Source organism: Patiriisocius sp. Uisw_017 (genome assembly GCF_047731265.1).
Lineage (GTDB): Bacteria > Bacteroidota > Bacteroidia > Flavobacteriales > Flavobacteriaceae > Patiriisocius.
Map to the genome: position 1 here is coordinate 2,298,595 of NZ_CP159835.1, position 19,966 is coordinate 2,318,560.

Below are 19,966 nucleotides of genomic sequence, written 5' to 3' on the forward strand. Positions count from 1 at the left end.
GCATAGTAACTAAAGATTAAGAACGTATAATTTATTTGGGTCATTATGAAATTAAGTTCAAAGAATATTTTGATAATATTACTACTGGTACTTATAAGTACCAGTGTAGCTTTTTCACAGCAAAATCAGCTTAAGAAAGCAGATAAGGAGTTTGATAGATACGCATATACAGATGCGAGAGAGATCTATCTTAAAGTAGTCGAAGATGGATACGCTTCGCCAGAGATTTACAAAAAACTAGGCGATACGTATTATTGGAATAGTGATTATCGCAATGCTTCAAAGTGGTATGCTCGCTTAGTAGATCAATTTCCTTCTCAAACAGAAGCTTCATATTATTTACGAGCCGCTCAAAGTTTGAAAAGTGTAGGTAACTATGAGGATTCTGATAAGATGATGGAATCATACATAGCCATAACAGGGGACAATCTTGTAGCCCAAAACTATGAAAAGAACAAAGATTATTTAAGTCAAATCGCCTTTAAATCCAAGGACTACGAGTTAGAGAAGACTGCTATAAGTACTGCTTCCTCAGATTTTGGTTCTGCGTATTATTTAGGAAGCGTTGTTTTTGCTTCCTCCGAAGGCAGTACCGGTGATAAGACTTATGCTTGGACAGATGCACCTTATTTAGATCTTTTTGTAGCAAATAGGGACAGTCTAGGCAAGCTTACCAATAAAGAGCGGCTCTCGGATGTTATCAATACTAAATACCATGAATCTTCTGCGGTATTTACAAAAGACGGAAATACGATCTATTTTACCAGGAATAATTTCATAAAAGGTAGGGCAGGAAAAGATAAAGATAAGACGGTTCGATTAAAGTTGTATCGCGCTGTAAAAGGTGACGATGGTAACTGGGGCGATGTAGCGGAGCTTCCCTTTAATAGTAAAGAGTATTCTACTGCGCATCCAGCCTTGAGTTTGGATGAGGAAAGGCTTTATTTTAGCAGTGATATGCCGGGTACGTATGGTATGAGTGATTTATGGTCTGTTGATATTTTAGGAGAAAATACTTATAGTGAACCTGTAAATTTAGGTGAGACAATCAATACAGAAACCAGAGAGTCCTTTCCTTTTATTAGTGAGAAAGGGAATCTGTATTTTTCAACCGATGGCAGACCTGGTTTAGGTGGCTATGATATTTTTTCAGGGCCAATTACTGCTGATGGAGTTGTGGGTGATATAGTTAATATTGGGGTGCCCGCAAATAGTAATCAAGATGATTTTGGGATTATCATCGAAGAGGATAAAAATCTTGGGTATTTATCTTCAAATCGTGATGGTACATCAGGTAGTAGTGGTGATGATATTTATCGTATTCAGTTTGCAAAATGTCAAGTTATTGTAGCCGGAACTGTGATTGATGCCAAAACAAAATCTCCAATATCTATGGCACTTGTAAAGTTATTAGATTTTGAGAATAATGAGTTAGCAGAAGCCATAGCAGATATCGATGGGAAATATATATTTCCAGAAACGGTAGATTGCAAACGTCAATTTACAGTCCGTTCAAGTAAGCAAGATTACGATAGTAACGAAACAATCATTCAGCCTCAAGAAGAATCGATTGTACTAGATATAACCATCCCTTTAACAAATGAAGAATGTACAATATACGATCTAGGATGCAAATTACTGGAACCTATCTATTTTGATTTTGACAAAAGCTTTATAAGAGCAGATGCAGAAATTGAGATTTACAAAATTTTGACTGCCATGAAACTATATCCTGATTTATTGATTCATATTGAGTCGCATACAGATTCTCGTGGTAATGACCAATACAATGAATCATTGAGTGATAGAAGAGCGCAATCTACACGTGATTGGTTAATTGCAAATGGTATTGCCGCCAATAGGTTAAGCGCAAAAGGCTATGGGGAGTATCAATTACTCAACCAATGTTCAGAGGTTGTAGAATGCACAGAAGAAGAGCACCAGCTTAACAGAAGATCAATGTTTATTATTAAAAATAATAATAGCAGATTTGACAATAGTGCCAATGAAAGAAAATAGGATTACATACTAAAATTAAAAAAGAGCGCTTCAATGTATGAAGCGCTCTTTTTTAATTTTATACACTTTATGAGTTAGTGTTCTTAATTTTACAAAGTAAATAGCTGTGATGCCCCTTCATTATTAATTAATTAATTTTCAAGCTGCTTGCTTTTCATTGGGACTACATTATTAATGTATTTTAAGAGTTTTGGAAAAGGACTATTACAATTAGGGGGAGTTCAACAATGTCGCTAGTGTAAGAGATATTTACAATTTGCTTTTTTTTAGTAAAAAATGTGCTAGCGCTGTAAAGTTTCTTTTTTTTGTTTTGTAAATACTTAATTAACAGGTATTTATTTCAAATACACTTTGAACAATGCAACAAACGCTAAACGGTCTCCATACCTAGCATTCACGTTAGCGTAAATTTTAAACTCAATACTGAACATCTTTTTTTTAGACCCTATAAGGCGTGTGTTGCTATTTCGATAAAACAATCTAATAATTATCGCATACTAAAATTGTTAAGTGCCGAGTCAAAGAAAACAGGTTGAAGTTCTCCTTCGAAATACTTACCTCGATTAAATCTTGAATAAATTCCTTAAACCAGTTCTGATTCTTCTTGTAATTCTTTTATAGTTTTTTTGCCAATAAGTTTTGGCAGCTCTTTACTTTTAAAGTTTAATAGTTCCTTCAATATTTTACGATTATCTCCGCTAAAGATATTACATTTCCCCTATATATTATAGATTCCTTTAAAATCATAGCCCATACCTATGGGAAGGAAAGTGATATTACCCTAAGTTCCAATTTTTGTTAGATTTCATCTAATAGTTTAAATATATCTTTTCCTTCACGACCTAATTTGTTTATAAAAACAATCATTGGGATGTTAGGCATTCTACAAACTTCAACTAGTTTTTCGGTTTGTTCTTCTACGCCTTTGGCAACGTCAATAACTACAATAACACTATCAACTGCAGTAATTGTTCTAAAAGCATCTTCCGCAAAGTCTTTGTGTCTAGTGGTATCGAGAACATCAATCTTAATGTCTTGATATTTGAATGCCAATACTGAAATTGCAACAGAGATTCCACTTCGTCGCTCAATTTCCATAAAACCGCTAGTATTTCTTTTAATTTTATTCGATTTTACTGCACTAGTTTCTTGAATAGCACCACTAAATAGCAATAATTTTCTGTTAATGTAGTTTTGCCAGCATCAGGATGTGAGATAATACCAAAGGTTCTACGGCATTTTATTTCATTGTTTAATGGCGTATAGTTATTGTAATTTTGTGTCAAATATACGGGTTGTTTTTTGAAACTTTACACCAGTTATTTAAGGTTGTTTTAAGTTTTTATTCTGACAAGTTTATAGCTTTATAAAGCTATAAAAACATTGGATTTAAGTGTAAATACTGACATACGGTTCCTACAAAAAAAAGATGGATATTTTCGAGTTTCTCGTAGTTGAACGAAATTTTTTATTCGTTCAGCGAAAATCTAGGTTTTATTTAAATTTGTAATACATTTACGACCTATTTTTGTTGTTGTAATAGAGTTGAAAAATGTAAATTACATTTGCGTGCTCTCCAAAGTAACCATTAGAGAGAATAATATTGGTAAAATGATAACTAGAATCATCAAAAAACATATTAACAGGTATAACAACTATTACACGATTGTTTCTCAAATTCAAACTTTAGTCAAACACTTGAATTAGGAACACTTTCTACTTGTGAACATTTCAACTGTTTACGCTTTCGTGAAAATAGAATTGTTATTGCTTTAACATTTGTCGATGGCAAAGTTGCAATAGGCAGTGTTGCTATAATAGCTGCCATAGTTGTTTAGGTTACGTAAAAATCATAAAAAGTAGCATATAATACACGAGTTATAGCTATTAACTAGACTACGGAGCTACATTTTTAGAACTATTAATTATGAATAAAAAACTACTTTTCAGTTTAACTACTATATCACTACTACTATTATCAAGTATTGGTTTTAGTCAAACACTTGAATTAGGAACACTTTCCTCTTTTGGAGCTTTTTCAGGTACCGGAGGAATTGCAAATAGTGGGCAAATAGAGGGCGATACCGGAACATACAACGGAATATTTAGTGGTAACGGATCTAATTCTGGTCAACAATACCCTTCCGGCAGCCCTACATCTGCACAAGCTCAAATAGATGTGCTTAGGGTATATGTACACCTTAGTGATGTTTTTGTTACAAATGCTGGTACCCACTCTTCAGTTTTTGGAAATGGAGAAACTATTTTCCCTGGCGTTTATTCTACACCTGGCGCGGGCTCAGTAACTGGAACTCTTACTCTTGACGGGTTAGGGAACTCTGATGCTGTATTTATAATTAAATTTGAAGGAGCACTTACAGTTGGAGCAAGTGCAACGATTGTTTTATCTAATGGCACCAAAGCTGCTAATGTTTATTGGATTTCTGAAGGGGCTATAACTCTTGGAGCAAATAGTGTTGTAAGAGGGTCTGTATTCGCACATCCAGGAGGAATTACCGTTGGTGCAAATGGTACCATAGAAGGAAGATTGATTACCTCTGAAGGAGCTGTAACTGTTGGAGCTGGTGGTTCGTTAGTGATTCCTGTGGGACCTAGTGATATTCAAATAAATTGTTTAGGTACCTGCAATTCTAATCCGAATGTTGATATTTTAGGAAGTGTGAAAAGTTTTGCTATGTTTACTAGTTCTGGTGCTGTGTCAAATGCCGCTACATCTGGATTTATTGGTGATATTGGTACAAATGCAGGTGCTATAACTGGTATACAGACTGGTGCTACAACTCACGTAGGGAAAATATACCCTCCAGGCCCTATTGAAACAGCACAAGCCGCACAAGATTTAAGTAGCGCTTATAACCAGCTTATGGCTATACAAAGTACTGACCTTGGACATATTCCTCTTTTTGGAAATGGAGAAACGATGCAGCCTGGGGTTTATTATATAGCAGGAGCAGGAAGTTTACAAGGAACTATCGTTTTAGACGGTAATTTTGATCCCGATGCAATCTTTATTTTTAAGTTTTTAGGTGCATTTACAGTAACCGCACAATCCAAAATAATTTTGAAGAATGGCGCACGTCGTTGTAATATTTTTTGGGTTTCTGGAGCTGGAGGTACTGGCGCTATTGACATTGGTACATTTGCTTTTATGAAGGGAACATTTCTTGCCCACGGCGGAGCTTGTACCGCAGCAGCAAATGTAAATTTAGAGGGACGATTGCTTTCTACAGCTGGAGCAATAGGATTTAGCACAGGGGTAATTTATAATGATACACTTTGTTTTGAAGATGAAATCGCTATTGTTAAGACAGGATTATTTGTTGATGCAAACGGAGATCAGTGTGATAGAAGATACTCACTGTAACCAATGAAGGAAATGAAAGTTTATCTGCTATTGTTGTCACAGATTATATAATCACATTGTAACGGAAGCAAGGAGATAACTTATACAATTGATCAGGCTGATATCAACGCAAATCAGGTTACAAACCAAGCATTTGCCAGAGCTACTACATACAACGGATTCCTTATAAATGATTTATCAGGAGCAACAATTAATGATGATGATCCAACGGTAACAGATATATTATGTCGAAAGATCGCACTTATCAAAGAGGGAGAATTAAATGTTTTAGTTGGTAATTGTGCTGTTGTAGGAGATACTATTGATTATACATTCACAGTAACCAATCAAGGGGATGAAATTCTATCGGCTATAAATGTTACAGACCCACTGGTTCCAATAATCACCTTCGTATCAGGAGACACCAATGGTGATACATTATTAGATTTAACGGAGACTTGGATTTACACAGGAAGCTATGCCCTTGTTGCGGCAGATGTCTTAGCAGGTCAGGTTACGAATCAAGCCATGGCAGTGGGAACTGGATCAGATAATATAACTGTAGTAACGGATTTATCCGATGATAACTCAGTTTTAGAAAATGATGCAACGGTAACATATATTTGTCCTATTGCAATTGTCAAAGTAGGAACGTTAAATGTATTAGTTGGTGATTGTGCTGTTGTAGGAGATACTATCGATTATACATTCACAGTAACCAATGAAGGGAATGAAATTCTATCGGCTATAAACGTCACAGACCCACTGGTTCCAATAATCACCTTCTTATCAGGAGATGCCAATGGCGATACATTCTTAGATTTAACAGAGACTTGGATTTACACAGGAAGCTATGCCCTTGTTGCGGCAGATGTTTTAGCAGGTCAGGTTACGAATCAAGCTACGGTTTTAGGTACGCTACCAAGCGCAATTGTAGTAACGGATTTATCCGATGATAATTCAGTTTTGGAAAATGATGCAACGGTAACACGTCTTTGTCCTATTGCAATTATCAAAGAAGGAACGTTAAATGTATTAGTTGGTGATTGTGCTGTTGTAGGAGATACTATCGATTATACATTCACAGTAACCAATGAAGGGAATGAAATTCTATCGGCTATAAACGTCACAGACCCACTGGTTCCAATAATCACCTTCTTATCAGGAGATACCAATGGCGATACATTATTAGATTTAACAGAGACTTGGATTTACACAGGAAGCTATGCCCTTGTTGCGGCAGATGTTTTAGCAGGTCAGGTTACGAATCAAGCTACGGTTTTAGGTACGCTACCAAGCGCAATTGTAGTAACGGATTTATCAGATGATAATTCAGTTTTGGAAAATGATGCAACGGTAACACGTCTTTGTCCTATTGCAATTATCAAAGAAGGAACGTTAAATGTATTAAATGGTAATTGTGCTGTTGTAGGAGATACTATTGATTATACATTCACAGTAACCAATGAAGGGAATGAAATTCTATCGGCTATAAACGTCACAGACCCACTGGTTCCAATAATCACCTTCTTATCAGGAGATACCAATGGCGATACATTATTAGATTTAACAGAGACTTGGATTTACACAGGAAGCTATGCCCTTGTTGCGGCAGATGTTTTAGCAGGTCAGGTTACGAATCAAGCTACGGTTTTAGGTACGCTACCAAGCGCAATTGTAGTAACGGATTTATCCGATGATAATTCAGTTTTGGAAAATGATGCAACGGTAACACGTCTTTGTCCTATTGCAATTATCAAAGAAGGAACGTTAAATGTATTAAATGGTGATTGTGCTGTTGTAGGAGATACTATCGATTATACATTCACAGTAACCAATGAAGGGAATGAAATTCTATCGGCTATAAACGTCACAGACCCACTGGTTCCAATAATCACCTTCTTATCAGGAGATACCAATGGCGATACATTATTAGATTTAACAGAGACTTGGATTTACACAGGAAGCTATGCCCTTGTTGCGGCAGATGTTTTAGCAGGTCAGGTTACGAACCAAGCTACGGTTTTAGGTACGCTACCAAGCGCAATTGTAGTAACGGATTTATCCGATGATAATTCAGTTTTGGAAAATGATGCAACGGTAACACGTCTTTGTCCTATTGCAATTATCAAAGAAGGAACGTTAAATGTATTAAATGGTAATTGTGCTGTTGTAGGAGATACTATCGATTATACATTCACAGTAACCAATGAAGGGAATGAAATTCTATCAGCTATAAACGTCACAGACCCACTGGTTCCAATAATCACCTTCTTATCAGGAGATACCAATGGCGATACATTATTAGATTTAACAGAGACTTGGATTTACACAGGAAGCTATGCCCTTGTTGCGGCAGATGTTTTAGCAGGTCAGGTTACGAATCAAGCTACGGTTTTAGGTACGCTACCAAGCGCAATTGTAGTAACGGATTTATCAGATGATAATTCAGTTTTGGAAAATGATGCAACGGTAACACGTCTTTGTCCTATTGCAATTATCAAAGAAGGAACGTTAAATGTATTAAATGGTAATTGTGCTGTTGTAGGAGATACTATCGATTATACATTCACAGTAACCAATGAAGGGAATGAAATTCTATCGGCTATAAACGTCACAGACCCACTGGTTCCAATAATCACCTTCTTATCAGGAGATACCAATGGCGATACATTATTAGATTTAACAGAGACTTGGATTTACACAGGAAGCTATGCCCTTGTTGCGGCAGATGTTTTAGCAGGTCAGGTTACGAATCAAGCTACGGTTTTAGGTACGCTACCAAGCGCAATTGTAGTAACGGATTTATCAGATGATAATTCAGTTTTGGAAAATGATGCAACGGTAACACGTCTTTGTCCTATTGCAATTATCAAAGAAGGAACGTTAAATGTATTAAATGGTAATTGTGCTGTTGTAGGGGATACTATCGATTATACATTCACAGTAACCAATGAAGGGAATGAAATTCTATCAGCTATAAACGTCACAGACCCACTGGTTCCAATAATCACCTTCTTATCAGGAGATACCAATGGCGATACATTATTAGATTTAACAGAGACTTGGATTTACACAGGAAGCTATGCCCTTGTTGCGGCAGATGTCTTAGCAGGTCAGGTTACGAATCAAGCTACGGTTTTAGGTACGCTACCAAGCGCAATTGTAGTAACGGATTTATCAGATGATAATTCAGTTTTGGAAAATGATGCAACGGTAACACGTCTTTGTCCTATTGCAATTATCAAAGAAGGAACGTTAAATGTATTAAATGGTGATTGTGCTGTTGTAGGAGATACTATCGATTATACATTCACAGTAACCAATGAAGGGAATGAAATTCTATCGGCTATAAACGTCACAGACCCACTGGTTCCAATAATCACCTTCTTATCAGGAGATGCCAATGGTGATACATTATTAGATTTAACAGAGACTTGGATTTACACAGGAAGCTATGCCCTTGTTGCGGCAGATGTTTTAGCAGGTCAGGTTACGAATCAAGCTACGGTTTTAGGTACGCTACCAAGCGCAATTGTAGTAACGGATTTATCAGATGATAATTCAGTTTTGGAAAATGATGCAACGGTAACACGTCTTTGTCCTATTGCAATTATCAAAGAAGGAACGTTAAATGTATTAAATGGGAATTGTGCTGTTGTAGGAGATACTATCGATTATACATTCACAGTAACCAATGAAGGGAATGAAATTCTATCGGCTATAAACGTCACAGACCCACTGGTTCCAATAATCACCTTCTTATCAGGAGATACCAATGGCGATACATTCTTAGATTTAACAGAGACTTGGATTTACACAGGAAGCTATGCCCTTGTTGCGGCAGATGTTTTAGCAGGTCAGGTTACGAATCAAGCTACGGTTTTAGGTACGCTACCAAGCGCAATTGTAGTAACGGATTTATCCGATGATAATTCAGTTTTGGAAAATGATGCAACGGTAACACGTCTTTGTCCTATTGCAATTATCAAAGAAGGAACGTTAAATGTATTAAATGGGAATTGTGCTGTTGTAGGAGATACTATCGATTATACATTCACAGTAACCAATGAAGGGAATGAAATTCTATCGGCTATAAACGTCACAGACCCACTGGTTCCAATAATCACCTTCTTATCAGGAGATACCAATGGCGATACATTCTTAGATTTAACAGAGACTTGGATTTACACAGGAAGCTATGCCCTTGTTGCGGCAGATGTTTTAGCAGGTCAGGTTACGAATCAAGCTACGGTTTTAGGTACGCTACCAAGCGCAATTGTAGTAACGGATTTATCCGATGATAATTCAGTTTTGGAAAATGATGCAACGGTAACACGTCTTTGTCCTATTGCAATTATCAAAGAAGGAACGTTAAATGTATTAAATGGGAATTGTGCTGTTGTAGGAGATACTATCGATTATACATTCACAGTAACCAATGAAGGGAATGAAATTCTATCGGCTATAAACGTCACAGACCCACTGGTTCCAATAATCACCTTCTTATCAGGAGATACCAATGGCGATACATTATTAGATTTAACAGAGACTTGGATTTACACAGGAAGCTATGCCCTTGTTGCGGCAGATGTTTTAGCAGGTCAGGTTACGAATCAAGCTACGGTTTTAGGTACGCTACCAAGCGCAATTGTAGTAACGGATTTATCCGATGATAATTCAGTTTTGGAAAATGATGCAACGGTAACACGTCTTTGTCCTATTGCAATTATCAAAGAAGGAACGTTAAATGTATTAAATGGTAATTGTGCTGTTGTAGGAGATACTATCGATTATACATTCACAGTAACCAATGAAGGGAATGAAATTCTATCAGCTATAAACGTCACAGACCCACTGGTTCCAATAATCACCTTCTTATCAGGAGATACCAATGGCGATACATTATTAGATTTAACAGAGACTTGGATTTACACAGGAAGCTATGCCCTTGTTGCGGCAGATGTCTTAGCAGGTCAGGTTACGAATCAAGCTACGGTTTTAGGTACGCTACCAAGCGCAATTGTAGTAACGGATTTATCCGATGATAATTCAGTTTTGGAAAATGATGCAACGGTAACACGTCTTTGTCCTATTGCAATTATCAAAGAAGGAACGTTAAATGTATTAAATGGGAATTGTGCTGTTGTAGGAGATACTATCGATTATACATTCACAGTAACCAATGAAGGGAATGAAATTCTATCGGCTATAAACGTCACAGACCCACTGGTTCCAATAATCACCTTCTTATCAGGAGATACCAATGGCGATACATTATTAGATTTAACAGAGACTTGGATTTACACAGGAAGCTATGCCCTTGTTGCTGCAGATGTTTTAGCAGGTCAGGTTACGAATCAAGCTACGGTTTTAGGTACGCTACCAAGCGCAATTGTAGTAACGGATTTATCAGATGATAATTCAGTTTTGGAAAATGATGCAACGGTAACACGTCTTTGTCCTATTGCAATTATCAAAGAAGGAACGTTAAATGTATTAAATGGTAATTGTGCTGTTGTAGGAGATACTATCGATTATACATTCACAGTAACCAATGAAGGGAATGAAATTCTATCAGCTATAAACGTCACAGACCCACTGGTTCCAATAATCACCTTCTTATCAGGAGATACCAATGGCGATACATTATTAGATTTAACAGAGACTTGGATTTACACAGGAAGCTATGCCCTTGTTGCGGCAGATGTCTTAGCAGGTCAGGTTACGAATCAAGCTACGGTTTTAGGTACGCTACCAAGCGCAATTGTAGTAACGGATTTATCCGATGATAATTCAGTTTTGGAAAATGATGCAACGGTAACACGTCTTTGTCCTATTGCAATTATCAAAGAAGGAACGTTAAATGTATTAAATGGTAATTGTGCTGTTGTAGGAGATACTATCGATTATACATTCACAGTAACCAATGAAGGGAATGAAATTCTATCGGCTATAAACGTCACAGACCCACTGGTTCCAATAATCACCTTCTTATCAGGAGATACCAATGGCGATACATTATTAGATTTAACAGAGACTTGGATTTACACAGGAAGCTATGCCCTTGTTGCGGCAGATGTTTTAGCAGGTCAGGTTACGAATCAAGCTACGGTTTTAGGTACGCTACCAAGCGCAATTGTAGTAACGGATTTATCAGATGATAATTCAGTTTTGGAAAATGATGCAACGGTAACACGTCTTTGTCCTATTGCAATTATCAAAGAAGGAACGTTAAATGTATTAAATGGTAATTGTGCTGTTGTAGGAGATACTATCGATTATACATTCACAGTAACCAATGAAGGGAATGAAATTCTATCAGCTATAAACGTCACAGACCCACTGGTTCCAATAATCACCTTCTTATCAGGAGATACCAATGGCGATACATTATTAGATTTAACAGAGACTTGGATTTACACAGGAAGCTATGCCCTTGTTGCGGCAGATGTCTTAGCAGGTCAGGTTACGAATCAAGCTACGGTTTTAGGTACGCTACCAAGCGCAATTGTAGTAACGGATTTATCCGATGATAATTCAGTTTTGGAAAATGATGCAACGGTAACACGTCTTTGTCCTATTGCAATTATCAAAGAAGGAACGTTAAATGTATTAAATGGTAATTGTGCTGTTGTAGGAGATACTATCGATTATACATTCACAGTAACCAATGAAGGGAATGAAATTCTATCGGCTATAAACGTCACAGACCCACTGGTTCCAATAATCACCTTCTTATCAGGAGATACCAATGGCGATACATTATTAGATTTAACAGAGACTTGGATTTACACAGGAAGCTATGCCCTTGTTGCGGCAGATGTTTTAGCAGGTCAGGTTACGAATCAAGCTACGGTTTTAGGTACGCTACCAAGCGCAATTGTAGTAACGGATTTATCAGATGATAATTCAGTTTTGGAAAATGATGCAACGGTAACACGTCTTTGTCCTATTGCAATTATCAAAGAAGGAACGTTAAATGTATTAAATGGTAATTGTGCTGTTGTAGGAGATACTATTGATTATACATTCACAGTAACCAATGAAGGGAATGAAATTCTATCGGCTATAAACGTCACAGACCCACTGGTTCCAATAATCACCTTCTTATCAGGAGATACCAATGGCGATACATTATTAGATTTAACAGAGACTTGGATTTACACAGGAAGCTATGCCCTTGTTGCGGCAGATGTTTTAGCAGGTCAGGTTACGAATCAAGCTACGGTTTTAGGTACGCTACCAAGCGCAATTGTAGTAACGGATTTATCCGATGATAATTCAGTTTTGGAAAATGATGCAACGGTAACACGTCTTTGTCCTATTGCAATTATCAAAGAAGGAACGTTAAATGTATTAAATGGTGATTGTGCTGTTGTAGGAGATACTATCGATTATACATTCACAGTAACCAATGAAGGGAATGAAATTCTATCGGCTATAAACGTCACAGACCCACTGGTTCCAATAATCACCTTCTTATCAGGAGATACCAATGGCGATACATTATTAGATTTAACAGAGACTTGGATTTACACAGGAAGCTATGCCCTTGTTGCGGCAGATGTTTTAGCAGGTCAGGTTACGAACCAAGCTACGGTTTTAGGTACGCTACCAAGCGCAATTGTAGTAACGGATTTATCCGATGATAATTCAGTTTTGGAAAATGATGCAACGGTAACACGTCTTTGTCCTATTGCAATTATCAAAGAAGGAACGTTAAATGTATTAAATGGTAATTGTGCTGTTGTAGGAGATACTATCGATTATACATTCACAGTAACCAATGAAGGGAATGAAATTCTATCAGCTATAAACGTCACAGACCCACTGGTTCCAATAATCACCTTCTTATCAGGAGATACCAATGGCGATACATTATTAGATTTAACAGAGACTTGGATTTACACAGGAAGCTATGCCCTTGTTGCGGCAGATGTTTTAGCAGGTCAGGTTACGAATCAAGCTACGGTTTTAGGTACGCTACCAAGCGCAATTGTAGTAACGGATTTATCAGATGATAATTCAGTTTTGGAAAATGATGCAACGGTAACACGTCTTTGTCCTATTGCAATTATCAAAGAAGGAACGTTAAATGTATTAAATGGTAATTGTGCTGTTGTAGGAGATACTATCGATTATACATTCACAGTAACCAATGAAGGGAATGAAATTCTATCGGCTATAAACGTCACAGACCCACTGGTTCCAATAATCACCTTCTTATCAGGAGATACCAATGGCGATACATTATTAGATTTAACAGAGACTTGGATTTACACAGGAAGCTATGCCCTTGTTGCGGCAGATGTTTTAGCAGGTCAGGTTACGAATCAAGCTACGGTTTTAGGTACGCTACCAAGCGCAATTGTAGTAACGGATTTATCAGATGATAATTCAGTTTTGGAAAATGATGCAACGGTAACACGTCTTTGTCCTATTGCAATTATCAAAGAAGGAACGTTAAATGTATTAAATGGTAATTGTGCTGTTGTAGGGGATACTATCGATTATACATTCACAGTAACCAATGAAGGGAATGAAATTCTATCAGCTATAAACGTCACAGACCCACTGGTTCCAATAATCACCTTCTTATCAGGAGATACCAATGGCGATACATTATTAGATTTAACAGAGACTTGGATTTACACAGGAAGCTATGCCCTTGTTGCGGCAGATGTCTTAGCAGGTCAGGTTACGAATCAAGCTACGGTTTTAGGTACGCTACCAAGCGCAATTGTAGTAACGGATTTATCAGATGATAATTCAGTTTTGGAAAATGATGCAACGGTAACACGTCTTTGTCCTATTGCAATTATCAAAGAAGGAACGTTAAATGTATTAAATGGTAATTGTGCTGTTGTAGGAGATACTATCGATTATACATTCACAGTAACCAATGAAGGGAATGAAATTCTATCGGCTATAAACGTCACAGACCCACTGGTTCCAATAATCACCTTCTTATCAGGAGATACCAATGGCGATACATTCTTAGATTTAACAGAGACTTGGATTTACACAGGAAGCTATGCCCTTGTTGCGGCAGATGTCTTAGCAGGTCAGGTTACGAATCAAGCTACGGTTTTAGGTACGCTACCAAGCGCAATTGTAGTAACGGATTTATCCGATGATAATTCAGTTTTGGAAAATGATGCAACGGTAACGGTTTTATGTCAAGAAGAGGCTATTGCAATTATCAAGACAGGCGTTTTCAACGAAGTTAACGGCAACGACTGCGCGGATGCAGAGATAGATACAGTAACATACACATTCACGGTTACTAACGAAGGAGGCTCAGCGATTACATCAGTAACGGTAACGGATCCATTATTAGGAGGTTTGTTAACGGCTATTCCCACAGGAGATACCGATGGTGATAATGAATTAGATGTAACAGAAACGTGGGTATATGTTCAAGGCTATACGATCACCCAATCAGACATCGATACGGGAAGCATTAGCAATCAGGCTACTGCTGATGGAACAGGATCGACAGGTCCAGTAAGTGATCTTTCAGATGATAATTTAACCACTGAAGATGATGTTACCGTAACGGTTTTATGTCAAAACGATAGTATCGCACTTATCAAGACTGGTGTATTTAATGATTCCAATGGTGATTCGTGTGCAGATGTAGATGAGACGATTACCTATAGTTTTACTGTTATCAATAATGGAAACACAACGATTGGTAATATCGCTATCACTGATGCGCTTGTAAATGTACAAGGAGGTCCCATCACATTGGCGCCAGGAGCAACAGACAATACAACGTTTACAGCAACATACTTAATTACCCAAGCAAATATTGATAATGGCAACGTTACCAATACTGCCACTGCATCAGGATTTAATCCTTTGGGCGTTGTTGTAAGTGATATCTCGGATGATAGTAGTGAATTAGAAGATGATGTTACCATAACGGTGTTATGTCAAAACGATAGTATCGCACTTATCAAGACCGGTGTATTTAATGATTCCAATGGTGATTCGTGTGCAGATGTAGATGAGACGATTACCTATAGTTTTACCGTTATCAATAATGGAAACACAACGATTGGTAATATCGCTATCACTGATGCGCTTGTAAATGTACAAGGAGGTCCCATCACATTGGCACCAGGACAGACAGATACAACAACATTTACGGCAACGTACTTAATTATACAGCCAGACATTAATACTGGAAGTGTTACCAATACAGCTACTGCATCTGGATTTAATCCTTTGGGCGTTGTTGTAAGTGATATTTCGGATGTTGCTAGTGAATTAGAAGACGCTCCAACAGTTACATTGCTTTGTAACAATGCGGTTATTGCCTTAATCAAAACTGGTATTCCTACCGATGAGAATGGGGATGGTTGTATTGATCTTGGAGAAACTATTGTATACGATTTTGTGGTTACTAACTTAGGGAATGTGACCTTAACCAATGTTATCGTAACCGATCCAATGATCACGGTAAACGGAGGTTCCATAACTTTATTTGCTGGCGACAGTGATACTGAGACGTTCTCAGGCAGCTATACTATTGTTCAGTCAGATATAGACGCTGGTCAAGTAAGTAATCAAGCGATAGCGGAAGGACTCGATCCTTTGGGAGTTGTGGTGAATGATCTTTCTGATAATAATAGTAATTTAGAAGATGATGCAACGATATCCTTATTGTGTCAAGACCCAATTATAGCTCTTGAGAAGACAGGAATATTTAATGATGAGAACTCAAATCTGATTTCTGAAGTAGGGGAGACAATTAGCTACACATTTGTTGTCACTAATAGGGGTAATGTAACGTTATTTAATATTGCGATTGTAGATCCATTTCCAAGAGTCGTTATAGAAGGTGGGCCTATATTCCAGTTACTACCGGGTGAGATAGACGATACTACTTTTACCGCAACCTATACAATAACAGCTCAGGATGTTGAAAACGGCGAGGTTTTAAATCAAGCTATAGTAAGCGCTACCACTTTTGATGGAGATGAAGTAACAGATTTATCTGATGATCCAACAGATTTTACAGATGCCGATTCAGATGGTGACGGTGATCCTGATGATATTACCGTGGTTATTTTACCTAACGTAGATGCGCCATTCGATGTATTTAATGCAGTTTCACCTGACGGAAACAATCAAAATGACTTCTTCTTGATTCAAGGAATAAGTGAGTTCCCAGATAATACTGTTGAGATTTATAACAGATGGGGAGTCTTGGTTTGGGAAGCTTCCGGTTACGGAGGATCTAATGATGCAGAGAATGTCTTTGTAGGAGAGTCCAATGGTCGAGCCACCGTTTCTCAAGATAAATTATTGATCACCGGTACGTATTACTATGTAATTAAATTTAATGGTAATAACCCAGGACAAGACAGTTACGCAGGTTACTTATATTTAAACAGATAACAATCAATTAGTTTGATATCCGATTGTTTTAAAGAGCACTCGGTCAACAAAATATTTATTATGAGACAAAGTCATTTAATTATACTACTAGTATTATTAGCGGGTGGACTACTAACAGTTCAAGGGCAGCAGGATCCTCAGTATACCCAGTATATGTACAATACTCAGGTAGTCAATCCTGGTTATGCAGGCTCAAGAGATGCCTTAAGTTTTGGATTACTATTGAGAAGTCAATGGGTAGGATTAGAGGGTTCCCCTCAAACAGGAACCTTTACTATAGATTCTCCATTAGGTTTTAATGAGAATATGGGTTTAGGTCTATCAATAGTAGCTGAAGAAATAGGCCCTGCAGTGGAGACTAATTTTACGATTGATTATTCATACCGCATTCAAATATCTGACGCTGGTAAACTGGCCTTTGGTTTAAAAGCTGGAATGCATTTATTGGACGTTGATTTTACAAAGTTGAATATTGCTGATGCAAATGATCCAAGATTTCAGAATAATATTGATAATAAATTCCAGCCACAGATAGGAGCTGGTGTTTATTATAGTACAAATAAGTTTTATGCAGGCTTATCTGTTCCAAACTTTTTGAATACCAAACACTTTGATGAAGGTAGTTTAGCCAATACTACTATAGAGAGTGTTCCTCAAGAAAACTTACACTACTTTTTTATTACGGGCTATGTATTTGATATAAATGAGAATTTAAAGTTGAAGCCTGCATTCTTAGGTAAAGTAGTTGGAGGTTCTCCACTTCAAGCAGATGTTTCTTTGAATGCCCTTATTAATAATAAGTTTACATTAGGAGCTGCATATCGTTTTAGTGCAGCAGTAAGTGCCATGGCAGGATTTCAAGTGTCTGATGGATTATTTATTGGTCTGGGATATGATTACCAAACGACATCGTTAGAGACCTATAGTGACGGTTCATACGAGCTGATCTTCCGTTTTGATGTATTCAAGAAACCAGAACGTGTATTAACACCACGTTTCTTTTAAAAGGATTAAGATTTTAATTGCGATGTGTTTCATTTAGGAATGATTCAACAAGCATAGTAACTAAAGATTAAGAACGTATAATTTATTTGGGTCATTATGAAATTAAGTTCAAAGAATATTTTGATAATATTACTACTGGTACTTATAAGTACCAGTGTAGCTTTTTCACAGCAAAATCAGCTTAAGAAAGCAGATAAGGAGTTTGATAGATACGCATATACAGATGCGAGAGAGATCTATCTTAAAGTAGTCGAAGATGGATACGCTTCGCCAGAGATTTACAAAAAACTAGGCGATACGTATTATTGGAATAGTGATTATCGCAATGCTTCAAAGTGGTATGCTCGCTTAGTAGATCAATTTCCTTCTCAAACAGAAGCTTCATATTATTTACGAGCCGCTCAAAGTTTGAAAAGTGTAGGTAACTATGAGGATTCTGATAAGATGATGGAATCATACATAGCCATAACAGGGGACAATCTTGTAGCCCAAAACTATGAAAAGAACAAAGATTATTTAAGTCAAATCGCCTTTAAATCCAAGGACTACGAGTTAGAGAAGACTGCTATAAGTACTGCTTCCTCAGATTTTGGTTCTGCGTATTATTTAGGAAGCGTTGTTTTTGCTTCCTCCGAAGGCAGTACCGGTGATAAGACTTATGCTTGGACAGATGCGCCTTATTTAGATCTTTTTGTAGCAAATAGGGACAGTCTAGGCAAGCTTACCAATAAAGAGCGGCTCTCGGATGTTATCAATACTAAATACCATGAATCTTCTGCGGTATTTACAAAAGACGGAAATACGATCTATTTTACCAGGAATAATTTCATAAAAGGTAGGGCAGGAAAAGATAAAGATAAGACGGTTCGATTAAAGTTGTATCGCGCTGTAAAAGGTGACGATGGTAACTGGGGCGATGTAGCGGAGCTTCCCTTTAATAGTAAAGAGTATTCTACTGCGCATCCAGCCTTGAGTTTGGATGAGGAAAGGCTTTATTTTAGCAGTGATATGCCGGGTACGTATGGTATGAGTGATTTATGGTCTGTTGATATTTTAGGAGAAAATACTTATAGTGAACCTGTAAATTTAGGTGAGACAATCAATACAGAAACCAGAGAGTCCTTTCCTTTTATTAGTGAGAAAGGGAATCTGTATTTTTCAACCGATGGCAGACCTGGTTTAGGTGGCTATGATATTTTTTCAGGGCCAATTACTGCTGATGGAGTTGTGGGTGATATAGTTAATATTGGGGTGCCCGCAAATAGTAATCAAGATGATTTTGGGATTATCATCGAAGAGGATAAAAATCTTGGGTATTTATCTTCAAATCGTGATGGTACATCAGGTAGTAGTGGTGATGATATTTATCGTATTCAGTTTGCAAAATGTCAAGTTATTGTAGCCGGAACTGTGATTGATGCCAAAACAAAATCTCCAATATCTATGGCACTTGTAAAGTTATTAGATTTTGAGAATAATGAGTTAGCAGAAGCCATAGCAGATATCGATGGGAAATATATATTTCCAGAAACGGTAGATTGCAAACGTCAATTTACAGTCCGTTCAAGTAAGCAAGATTACGATAGTAACGAAACAATCATTCAGCCTCAAGAAGAATCGATTGTACTAGATATAACCATCCCTTTAACAAATGAAGAATGTACAATATACGATCTAGGATGCAAATTACTGGAACCTATCTATTTTGATTTTGACAAAAGCTTTATAAGAGCAGATGCAGAAATTGAGATTTACAAAATTTTGACTGCCATGAAACTATATCCTGATTTATTGATTCATGTTGAGTCGCATACAGATTCTCGTGGTAATGACCAATACAATGAATCATTGAGTGATAGAAGAGCGCAATCTACACGTGATTGGTTAATTGCAAATGGTATTGCCGCCAATAGGTTAAGCGCAAAAGGCTATGGGGAGTATCAATTACTCAACCAATGTTCAGAGGTTGTAGAATGCACAGAAGAAGAGCACCAGCTTAACAGAAGATCAATGTTTATTATTAAAAATAATAATAGCAGATTTGACAATAGTGCCAATGAAAGAAAATAGGATTACATACTAAAATTAAAAAAGAGCGCTTCAATGTATGAAGCGCTCTTTTTGTTTTCAGGGATTAGGTAATTTTGTACTTTTGAAAAAAAAACA

Annotated in this window: 5 protein-coding genes and 2 pseudogenes; 6 read left to right on the forward strand and 1 reads right to left on the reverse strand. The window is 37.1% G+C overall.

Features of this window, described 5'->3' with window-relative positions:
- Positions 1-45: 45 nt before the first annotated feature.
- A complete protein-coding gene (locus ABXT67_RS10555) occupies positions 46-2,019 on the forward strand; it encodes an OmpA family protein (protein WP_415373960.1) in 1,974 nt (657 codons plus the stop codon).
- Positions 2,020-2,153: 134 nt separating this feature from the next.
- Here the strand turns inward: ABXT67_RS10555 and ABXT67_RS10560 are convergent.
- A pseudogene (locus ABXT67_RS10560) lies at positions 2,154-3,305 on the reverse strand (GTP-binding protein); the annotation flags it as partial.
- A 641-nt stretch (positions 3,306-3,946) separates the two neighbouring features.
- Here ABXT67_RS10560 and ABXT67_RS10565 point away from each other — a divergent pair.
- The 5 genes and pseudogenes from ABXT67_RS10565 to ABXT67_RS10585 all read left to right on the forward strand — a co-directional run bounded on the left by ABXT67_RS10565 (position 3,947) and on the right by ABXT67_RS10585 (position 19,870).
- Positions 3,947-5,404: an ice-binding family protein gene (locus ABXT67_RS10565; RefSeq protein WP_415373961.1), complete on the forward strand. Its 1,458-nt coding sequence runs from the start codon at positions 3,947-3,949 to the stop codon at positions 5,402-5,404.
- 243 nt (positions 5,405-5,647) lie between these two features.
- A pseudogene (locus ABXT67_RS10570) lies at positions 5,648-5,800 on the forward strand (hypothetical protein); the annotation flags it as partial.
- Between the two features lie 111 nt (positions 5,801-5,911).
- Positions 5,912-16,795 carry a gliding motility-associated C-terminal domain-containing protein gene (locus ABXT67_RS10575; protein WP_415373962.1) on the forward strand — a complete coding sequence of 3,628 codons (10,884 nt, stop codon included), beginning with the start codon at positions 5,912-5,914 and terminating at the stop codon, positions 16,793-16,795.
- Between the two features lie 60 nt (positions 16,796-16,855).
- The gene (locus tag ABXT67_RS10580) at positions 16,856-17,800 is read left to right on the forward strand and encodes a type IX secretion system membrane protein PorP/SprF (RefSeq protein ID WP_415373959.1); all 945 of its coding nucleotides are present in this window, start codon (positions 16,856-16,858) and stop codon (positions 17,798-17,800) included.
- A gap of 96 nt (positions 17,801-17,896) precedes the next feature.
- The gene (locus ABXT67_RS10585) at positions 17,897-19,870 is read left to right on the forward strand and encodes an OmpA family protein (protein WP_415373963.1); all 1,974 of its coding nucleotides are present in this window, start codon (positions 17,897-17,899) and stop codon (positions 19,868-19,870) included.
- Positions 19,871-19,966 lie beyond the last annotated feature (96 nt).

Bases quoted from the DNA above. Each gene is read 5' to 3' on its own strand.
- ABXT67_RS10555 (WP_415373960.1), top strand. From the start codon at position 46: ATGAAATTAAGTTCAAAGAATATTTTGATAATATTACTACTGGTACTT.
- ABXT67_RS10565 (WP_415373961.1), top strand. From the start codon at position 3,947: ATGAATAAAAAACTACTTTTCAGTTTAACTACTATATCACTACTACTA.
- ABXT67_RS10575 (WP_415373962.1), top strand. From the start codon at position 5,912: ATGGCAGTGGGAACTGGATCAGATAATATAACTGTAGTAACGGATTTA.
- ABXT67_RS10580 (WP_415373959.1), top strand. From the start codon at position 16,856: ATGAGACAAAGTCATTTAATTATACTACTAGTATTATTAGCGGGTGGA.
- ABXT67_RS10585 (WP_415373963.1), top strand. From the start codon at position 17,897: ATGAAATTAAGTTCAAAGAATATTTTGATAATATTACTACTGGTACTT.